The sequence below is a fragment of the Parasutterella secunda genome (assembly GCF_024733725.1).
GTDB classification, from domain to species: domain Bacteria; phylum Pseudomonadota; class Gammaproteobacteria; order Burkholderiales; family Burkholderiaceae_F; genus Aphodousia; species Aphodousia faecalis.
Genome location: NZ_JANRHP010000011.1, coordinates 1 through 7,161, shown reverse-complemented (window position 1 = coordinate 7,161; position 7,161 = coordinate 1). Strand labels below are relative to the sequence as shown.

The window sequence follows — 7,161 nt, the reverse complement described above, 5'->3', positions numbered from 1 at the left end:
GAGTGGAAGTGTGAACAAAGGGGCGCTCAAGTGATAAAGGTGTCGCCTCAGTACACCTCGCGGATCTGTCCGATATGCGGTTATGAGTCAAAAGAGAACCGACGGAGCCAGGCGAGTTTTAAGTGTGTGGCGTGTGGATATTGGGGAAATGCCGACGTGGTCGGGGCAAGAAATATAAAGGTGCGCGGGCAGCGCATGTCAGCCTGTGGGGAGCTCGACGAAGTAGGCCGAGCTCAAGTGAATCAGCGGATGGAGACAATCCATGGCGCGGGTCAGCAGCAGGAACCCATCGAAGTGATCAGTGGCGCGAGCCACTGACACAGTAGGGAATCCTCGCCGTTCACGGCGAGGAGGATGTCAAGTTACCACTCATCCAATGAATTGCCGACTATCTCCATCCAGTCGTAGAGTGCTCCGCAAATATTTTCCATTCGTTCATCCGGCTCATCCCCACTGCTTTCTGCCATCTCTTCGATTTCTTGGGCAAAAACTTCAAGCGTTCTGGCGCCGCCCGCTCCTTGCATAAGACGTTCTTCTCGCAATGCGTGCCAGCGACTCTTTTCTTCTTGCGTCAGAGTCTGCGGCCAATTTCTTGCCCTAAATCGGAGAAGTAACTCTTCGTATCGTCCGTCTTCAAAAGCAAAACGCCCGCCTTGCACCCACTCGGCCAATGTTTCAGGCGACAAACGATTGACCGCCGAAATCAATTTCTTATCATTAAAAGAGGCAAAACCACCGGAATACAATCCTGCATCAACATCGGGAGTGTTTTCTGAACTCTTCTCATCTTCTTCAAAAGCTTCAGCCCAGAGCCCCATTAACTGATTTAAATGAGGCAATAAGAGAGCGTCATTTTGAAGAGCGGCCGCCTTATCGATTCCGAATTCCTGAGCCCTTTGCTCACTGAGCACGCCCCAATGATTCACAATAAATGGCGACTGATTAATTTTGCAGACAAAAATCGGCAAACGATTCTTACCTTCAGGCAATTCCTCGTCTTTAACAAAAACCCGATCTCGCACCTCTTTGGCACTTAATGTCAGCAATTCACGAGGATCTTCACTGAGGTCCCACATCAACACATGATTGGCTCTGCCGGGCAGCGTTCCCAACGCTCGAACCAAACGGATATATCCCCGTTCAATTCCGTGCATGGGACTCACCCACAGCAGTGGCTTACCGCTGCGAATCATCGCTGCAATCGAATTTTTAAATCGATTTCTAAGAGCAAACTCCCACAGTTTGGGCTGTTTTTCTCGGATCAATCGGGCCATTTCAATGGTTGCCTGTACATCACTTAATGCATCGTGGGCATGTTCATGGGTCAATCCATTGGCCTGAGACAATTTTTCAAGTCTAAAACTCGGTCGATCCCCTTCATCGGTAAGCGGCCAATGAATCCCCTGTGGTCTCAGTGCCCAAGTCGCAACGACTAAAGGAAAAAGGTCAAAGCGAGAACACCCGTTGTCATACTCTCTGTCATAGGGATTAAGAAAATTGCGCCAAAAAGTAAATCGGGAGACCTCGTCGTCGAAACGCATGGAGTTGTAGCCGACGCTGATTGTGTCCTGACGAATCATTTCCTTATGGATAAATCGGGCAAACTCTGCCTCAATTAAACCGTGTTGCTCACAATACTGAGGCAAAATACCTGTTATGTTGACGCTCTGAGGGCTGGGCATGGTATCCATCGACGGTTTGCAATACAGGCAAATCGGTTTTTCAACAATATTGAGATTGTCATCGGTGCGAATAGCCGCAAATTGAGCCGGTCGATCCTGACTCGGGCTTAGCCCGAATGTTTCATAGTCATGCCAAAGAAATGTCGTCATGGAAAATCCGCGAAAAATGGTACAACAGTCGCATTATGGCAAAAAAAAGCCATTAGCCAAAAGTTAGACTTTAACGTTACGAAAAACTCGCAACGCAGCCAGAACACCTAAAAGAAGCATCACCATACCGATGCTCATCGATAATGTGGGCCAGGCTTGTCGCCACATCAATGCATAAATCACTGAAAAAATCGTCTCAAATACAATGAGCTGTCCTGCCAAAGCCGTCGGAAGCCGCTCGCTCATAGCATTCCAGAACGCCGCACCTACCCACGAACACACAATACCTGCCACCAACATGACCGCCACAAATTTCAACGGTTGAGGTCCCAACATACCAACCTGCGGCGGCTCAAGCCACATACTCACGAACACAAATCCCAGTAAGGTGAAAGGCAAAATAGCCAAGCCCTGCGCCGTAGCCCAAACTTTAGGCCCCTTTGTTTTATTAGCCAATAACCAATCGGCATTGCGAATCGGGTACCAAGTCCACAAAAGCAGAGAAAGAACCGCACAGCCTACACCGATCCAAAATTGCAAGGGGGTGGCGGCCTGCTCATGAACGGCATAGTAAAACTCTGTCCAATTGGCCACAACCATCCCGCATAAAATCAGTCCCAAAGGCAAAATCAGGCGACTCCAAGGAACATTAGCTCCCCTTTTTTTATTTCGTAAATTAGAAACCACCGCCACTAAAACCGGAATTAAACACATCAACATCCCGGCAATCGGCGCACCAGAGAGCTGCACACTGGTCACCAAAGACCAGTAGTAGACGAGACTGCCGAAAAAGGCGAGTCTCATGGCAAAGAACCAGTCACTGCGGGTTAGTTTTTTCAGTTCTTTGATTTGGAAAGGAACAAAAAGCAGGCACGCCATTCCATAAACGGCAAAGCGGGCTGAGGCAATCATGACCGGATCGTACTCAGGCAGAATCAAAGGGAAGATATAAATCAGTCCCCAGATCGCACAGGCAATCACGGCATAAAGTAAACCCAAGAACATGGCTGCTGTACTTTTTTGTCTGTCAAAACAAAGCCGAGAGTTTTTGCTCCCGGCCCTGTTTTTCTTTAAATCGGTTATTGACCCGATTGATCGTTGTTATCTTTTTCTTGAACTTGCGGCGTCGCTTCATTTTCAACCGGTTTCATTTCCGGTTGTGCCTGACGTTCTTGATCGGCCTTGGCAGAAGCTCCCGGTCTCGGAGGACGAACTTCTCGTCCTTCCATGATGTCAGTGATCTGATCTTCATCAAGTGTTTCCCACTTCATCAAACACTGAACCATCACTTCCACACGTTCACGATTAGCTTTAAGAATGTCGCAAGCACGTGCGTACTGTTCTTCCAAAATACGGCGCACTTCGGCGTCAATCTTTTGCATGGTAGCTTCAGAAACGTGCGTTGTACGGGTCACAGAACGACCCAAGAACACTTCGCCTTCATTTTCCGCATAGACCATGACCCCCATGGCATCGCTCATACCGTAACGGGTAACCATATCGCGAGCCATCTGGGTGGCGCGCTCAAAGTCATTTGACGCACCGGTCGTCTTTTGATTCAAGAACACTTCTTCGGCCGCACGTCCGCCAAACATAATCGCCAGACGGGAAGTGAGGTAAACGTCGTCATAATTGAAGCGATCTTTTTCCGGCAATTGCATTGTCACACCCAAAGCGCGGCCACGGGGCACAATCGTCACCTTGTGCACAGGATCGCTCTTTGGCAGCATCCAAGCCACCACAGCGTGACCGGATTCATGATAAGCCGTCGTCTTCTTTTCGTCTTCGCTCATCACCATGCTGCGGCGTTCAGCCCCCATGAGGATCTTGTCCTTAGCCTGCTCAAAGTCGACCATTTCCACCACTTTGGCATCACGACGAGCGGCAAAAAGTGCGGCTTCATTAACCAAATTGGCCAAATCCGCACCGCTCATGCCGGGCGTTCCGCGTGCAATGACTTCAGGATCAACATCACGGCCAACAGGCACTTTCTTCATGTGGACATTGAGGATTTGTTCACGACCGCGAACATCGGGCAAAGGCACCACCACTTGACGGTCAAAACGACCCGGACGCAATAGCGCGGGATCGAGCACATCAGGACGATTGGTGGCAGCAATCACAATCACATTGGTACCCGTTTCAAAGCCGTCCATTTCGACAAGCATTTGGTTTAAGGTTTGTTCGCGTTCATCATTGCCACCCCCTAAACCGGCTCCACGTTGACGGCCTACCGCATCAATTTCATCAATGAAGATGATGCAGGGAGCGTTCTTCTTGGCGTTTTCAAACATGTCGCGAACGCGAGCCGCGCCAACACCGACGAACATTTCCACAAAGTCTGAACCGGAAATAGAGAAAAACGGCACTTTCGCCTCACCGGCGATGGCTTTAGCCAAAAGAGTCTTACCGGTACCGGGGCTGCCCACCAACAAAATACCACGCGGAATACGACCGCCCAATCGTTGGAATTTCGAGGGATCGCGCAAAAAGTCAACCACTTCCTGCACTTCTTCCTTGGCTTCATCACAACCGGCGACATCCGCAAAGGTGATCTTATTGTTGGAAGTATCGAGTTTTCTGGCTTTGCTCTTACCGAAACTAAAAGCTCCGCCTTTTCCGCCGCCCTGCATCTGACGCATGAAAAACACCCACACGCCGATCAAAAGCAACATCGGGAACCAAGAAATCAATACTGTCATCCAGAAAGACGGCTCTTCCTCCGGCGTTCCATACACCTGCACACCGTCTTTTCTCAAGTCATCCACCATCCACAAGTCACCCGGGCTCGTGATGACATATTTTTGTCCTTCAACCGGAGTAACGGTGATTTCACGACCTTTGATGTCCACACGAGCAATCTTGCCCGCCTTGGCGTCATCCATAAACTGCGTGTAGCTCGTTGAGGTCGCCATGGTCGATGTTTCAGGCTCAAACTGCCGAAACACCGTGAAAAACACCAGCGCTAAAATGATCCAAATACCGATACGATTAAAGAAATTTCTATTCAATTTTCAGGCTCCTTCGCCTCTTCTGATAACGCTATTTTCCGGATGCAAATTCCAGACTGTTAAGGATACCGACAATTCCTTGAGTTGGAAATGTTTTTCATCCTTTTTAACAAGAATTTTCTCAGCGTTTCTTTATGTGTTTGGCCACCATGTAAACTTCAGCCGATGTATCCCGGCTAGCTTCAGGCTTACGGGTCAAAACGGTCTTAAAGTGCTTTTTGAGCGTCTCGACATATTGCGAAAAACCGCTACCTTGGAATACTTTGGTCACAAAGACTCCGTTATCTTTGAGGTGCTCCAAGCAAAACTCAAGAGCCAACTCATTTAAAAGCAAACAACGGGCTGCGTCGGCTGCCGCAATACCGGAAAGATTCGGAGCCATGTCGGAGAGCACCAAATCGACCTGTTTATCGCCGATAATTTCGGTTAATTTATCAGCCACTTCCTGCTCACGGAAGTCTCCCTGAAGAAACGTCACACCGTCAATGGGATCCATCGGCAAAATATCCATGGCAATGATCGTGCCGCGAACTTCTCCGTCTTTACCGGCTAATTTTTCACGAACCACCTGCGTCCAACTGCCGGGAGCGGCTCCCAGGTCCACCACACACATTCCCGGACGGATTAGCTTCTCCTTCTCATTGAGCTCAATAAGTTTATAAACCGAGCGGGCGCGATAGCCCTCCTGGCGTGAACGCTTCACAAAAGGATCATTAATGTGGCGCTCAATCCAAGCGCGATTGGAACGCAGTTTCTTTGTTGCTACTGGCATGATTTTTTTATAAAATTCGTCGTTTTTAAATTTTTGTTTATCAACTCAAACCGTATTATGGCTGAACTTCTACTTGACCGCGACACTCGTTTGGCACTTCGTGGACAGGCTCACGGACTCGATCCTGTTGTGTTATTGGGTGCCAATGGCCTCACTGACGCGGTTTTAAAAGAAATTGACCGCGCTCTTTTGGCTCACGAATTAATCAAAATTCGCGTTCCCGGCGATGAACGTGAAGAGCGCGAGGCAATTTATAACGAAATCGCCGACCGCTTAAATGCCGCTCGAATTCAAATGATCGGCAAGCTCTTGGTTTTGTGGCGTCCAAACCCCGAAAAGCAAAAAGAAGAAGCTGAACGGGCCAAGCGTCGCAAAATGGCTGAAGCCCGACGCGGCATGCGCGGCGGTCCGACGGCTCACCGCAAAACCCGCGCACAAGCTAAAGGTCGAACGACCAAAAAGGCTTACGCCAACCTCTAAACAGACAAAGGCTCGAAACCAAAGTTCGAGCCTTTTATTTTCTATAGCCGTGCTTAAATCCTCGGCTTCAGTATTCGATTAGATATACTGAACTGTCAAGATATCGTATGCGCGATCACCGCCCGGGGCGTGCACGATAGCCTCATCGCCTTCAAACTTACCGATTAATGCACGAGCGATAGGACTGGAAATCGAAACCAAATTACGTTTGATGTCGCCCTCATCGTCACCGACGATTTGATAAGTTACCACTTCACCCGTATCTTGATTTTCCAATTCAACCGTTGCGCCAAAAACAATACGACCACCGGCGTCCAACTCCTTCGGGTCAATGATCTGCAGCGAAGCTAACTTACCCTCCAACTCCGCAATACGGCCTTCAATATGCCCTTGAAGTTCCTTTGCTGCATCGTATTCAGCGTTTTCGGACAAATCACCTTTTTCACGGGCTTCCTTAATCGCCTGCACAACCGCAGGACGCTCCACGCTCTTTAAGCGTTTTAATTCGGCCTTCAACAATTCGGCACCACGTACAGTAATGGGAATCGCCATAGTATTTTTCTCTTTCTCTCTCAACAGGGAACAAAGAAGCCCGAGCCAAAACTTAAGCCCAGGCATCCCTTCATAACGCCGCTTATTTTACCGCAAAATCGACTGTTAGAACAAAGACGAATCCTTAGCCAATTGTGGCAAAAGTTTCAATTCGTCAGACCATTTCTTTAATCGTAATTCAATAGACTGACTGTAAGTGCTACAAAATTCTCTCTCCTCATCATCGCAATCGCTTGGAATTTCAAAGCGGTTTAACGCCTCACTTAATTTATTCAAAACTTGAGACAGTATCTTTTGAACTAAGCTGAATTCCAGATCGCACTTCTGAGCTTCGTACAGAATCTGTAAAGCCTAAACAACTCCCCTCTGAAGAGGGAAGGTTTCTTTTGACCAAGTGCAAGCTCTTTTACCCGCTCCCATTGAGAATCTCTTCTCAATGGGGCTACAGATAACTATCACTTGCACCACAAAAGATTTCGAGACAAACCTTCTCCGGCGTCACAGCTTTTGGCTC

6 protein-coding genes and 1 pseudogene are annotated in these 7,161 nt (G+C 48.5%); 2 read left to right on the top strand and 5 right to left on the bottom strand.

The genetic code is table 11. The features are described 5' to 3' along the window. On the top strand, positions 1-318 hold a 318-nt coding region (locus tag NW199_RS08610), incomplete at its 5' end, for a zinc ribbon domain-containing protein (RefSeq protein ID WP_258334337.1). 44 nt (positions 319-362) lie between these two features. Here NW199_RS08610 and sbcB read toward each other — a convergent pair. From sbcB to NW199_RS08590, 4 genes are all read right to left on the bottom strand, one after another. Further along, the gene (gene sbcB, locus NW199_RS08605) at positions 363-1,832 is read right to left on the bottom strand and encodes an exodeoxyribonuclease I (RefSeq protein WP_258334336.1); all 1,470 of its coding nucleotides are present in this window, start codon (positions 1,830-1,832) and stop codon (positions 363-365) included. A 63-nt stretch (positions 1,833-1,895) separates the two neighbouring features. Continuing rightward, entirely contained in the window at positions 1,896-2,837 is a 942-nt protein-coding gene (locus NW199_RS08600) for a DMT family transporter (protein WP_258334335.1), read from the bottom strand. Positions 2,838-2,911: 74 nt separating this feature from the next. After that, on the bottom strand, positions 2,912-4,843 hold the full coding sequence (ftsH, locus tag NW199_RS08595; RefSeq protein WP_258334334.1) for an ATP-dependent zinc metalloprotease FtsH: 1,932 nt from the start codon (positions 4,841-4,843) through the stop codon (positions 2,912-2,914). A 121-nt stretch (positions 4,844-4,964) separates the two neighbouring features. Beyond that, complete coding sequence (locus NW199_RS08590; RefSeq protein ID WP_022472386.1) at positions 4,965-5,615, bottom strand: RlmE family RNA methyltransferase; 651 nt, start codon at positions 5,613-5,615, stop codon at positions 4,965-4,967. A 57-nt stretch (positions 5,616-5,672) separates the two neighbouring features. On the opposite strand from NW199_RS08590, the pseudogene yhbY reads away from it, so the two are divergent. Further along, positions 5,673-6,074 (top strand): annotated as a pseudogene (gene yhbY / locus NW199_RS08585) (ribosome assembly RNA-binding protein YhbY); the annotation flags it as partial. Positions 6,075-6,173: 99 nt separating this feature from the next. On the opposite strand, the gene greA reads toward yhbY, so the two are convergent. Then, positions 6,174-6,647 (bottom strand): transcription elongation factor GreA, encoded by a 474-nt coding sequence (greA, locus tag NW199_RS08580; RefSeq protein ID WP_022472388.1) that lies wholly within the window; start codon positions 6,645-6,647, stop codon positions 6,174-6,176. Between the last annotated feature and the right edge of the window lie 514 nt (positions 6,648-7,161).